We start from the raw sequence: 1,644 nt of genomic DNA, 5'->3' as shown, positions 1-1,644 counted from the left end.
ACCCTCTCGGGGCTGCTCGAGAAAGAAATCTCCGTCCGAGCCGCGGACAAGCCGGGCGCCGACGACCTAATGGTGCGGGTCTACGCCGCCATGGCGCAGAAGGATCGGGAGTTCATCTCGGAGCGTACGCGAGCGGCGTTGGCTGCAGCGCGGGCGAGGGGGGCGGTGCTGGGTGGAGATCGCGGCTGGAGGCCGCCCGCTCCACCCTGTACCGCCGCGGCCGCAGAGGCGCGACAGGAGGAGGCGGCCCGCACCGCACACCGGCCTGCCTCAGGCGTGGAAGCGCTTCGAACTGAAGGGGTCACCACGCACCTGGGGCTCGCGCGGACTCTGACGGAGAGAAGCGTACCAACGCCACGGGGCGGAGCAGTATGGACCCACACGACTGTTGCGCGGGTCATCAGACGGCTGGAGCAGAGCTGCCGGGAGGCGTGGTCCTTACGGATCTAATACGCCGACGATCGGGCTGTGCGGAACGAATTCTTCGACTTCATGGTTGCGAAACTATTTGGCCGCACAACCTACTATCTGAGTCACAAGGTGACGTGGACCCAGTCGGCGCGGAGGAAGTCACATGGCTCTGGCGACCAGCAAGAATAATACTGCCGTACGGAGCGGCGCGGCCACGTGCGAGCAGGATGTCGCGACACCTCTCCTTGCTCATCTGACCAGGACGGAGAGGAGTAGACAGGAGCGCTTGCCGGTTAGGGCTGCGGGGTTGGTCGTTGTAAGCCTTTCCACAGCCCTGTGGTGGCTCATCGCCCGGCTGGTCTGGTGATGTCCGGCTGAGTTCGGCTGAGGTGCAGTTCGACCACTCCAAACGGCCGATCTCAGTTGTGGGTGTACCAACCAGTTAGCCCCGGCTTTTGCCGCGAATTGAGGTGGGCGCCAAACCTGGCTGCCTCCGGTGCCACTGACGTGCTCAGCGCCTGCGGACAGGGGCCGACCAAGGTCAAATCCCCTCGCATAAGGTTGAATAGAAGGGGGAGCTGATCGACTCGGGTGAGATGAATAAGGCGTTCTAAAGCTGTGAGCTTCAGAGGCAGAGTGGAGCTGTAAGCAGCCATCGGATTGCGGAAGGTCAGCAGACCGAATACCTGACCACCAGCCCCAAGACAAAGCTCCGAGCGGAACAGAGAACCAGGACCGCTCAGCCGGATGGCGAAAACGGTCAGCACAAGTAGAGGAAGCGTCAGCAGGAGCATGAGCGCTCCGGCGACCAAGTCAGCAACCCGTTGGTAGATGGCCCAGTCAGGCAGCTTTCCAGTACGGCTCTGCTCAGGGCGCTGAGCATCGCGGTTCAGCATTAGCGAGGGCGGCATTGCGTTGGTCCATGGGCTGGATGAGCCGCTGAAAGCGTAGATACTGCAAACAAGGCGCCGTTGAGTCGAAAATTTGAATGAATTAATAAAAAACCATTGCGAAACTATCTCATCCTGCCGTGAGTGCCTCTTGCAGTCCGGCACCGAAGGAGTTGTTGCCGCAGAGATCGCCTGCGTCACCGTCACCATGAGTGGGAGAGTACGAACTCCTTCCGAGTGCAAGACAGCAGGACGATAGCGGCTGCACAGTCCACGCGAACAGTGTTCGGACGATTTGTGGCAGGGGGTGTCACTGTTCCGTATCACCGCAGCTGCGACGGCG

2 protein-coding genes are annotated in these 1,644 nt (G+C 61.4%); one reads left to right on the top strand and one right to left on the bottom strand.

The annotated features are described in order from the left end of the window. The first annotated feature begins 12 nt into the window (after positions 1-12). Positions 13-450, top strand: coding sequence for a recombinase family protein (locus D9599_RS30540; protein WP_255531736.1), 438 nt, complete (start codon positions 13-15; stop codon positions 448-450). Between the two features lie 380 nt (positions 451-830). On the opposite strand, the gene D9599_RS31840 is transcribed toward D9599_RS30540, so the two are convergent. Next, entirely contained in the window at positions 831-1,502 is a 672-nt protein-coding gene (locus tag D9599_RS31840; protein WP_198385102.1) for a sugar transferase, read from the bottom strand. Positions 1,503-1,644: the final 142 nt, after the last annotated feature.

Source organism: Roseomonas sp. KE2513 (assembly GCF_016107305.1).
Taxonomy (GTDB): domain Bacteria; phylum Pseudomonadota; class Alphaproteobacteria; order Acetobacterales; family Acetobacteraceae; genus Roseomonas.
The sequence above is the reverse complement of the archived record's forward strand: the minus strand, read 5'-3'. Positions and strand labels throughout refer to the sequence as shown.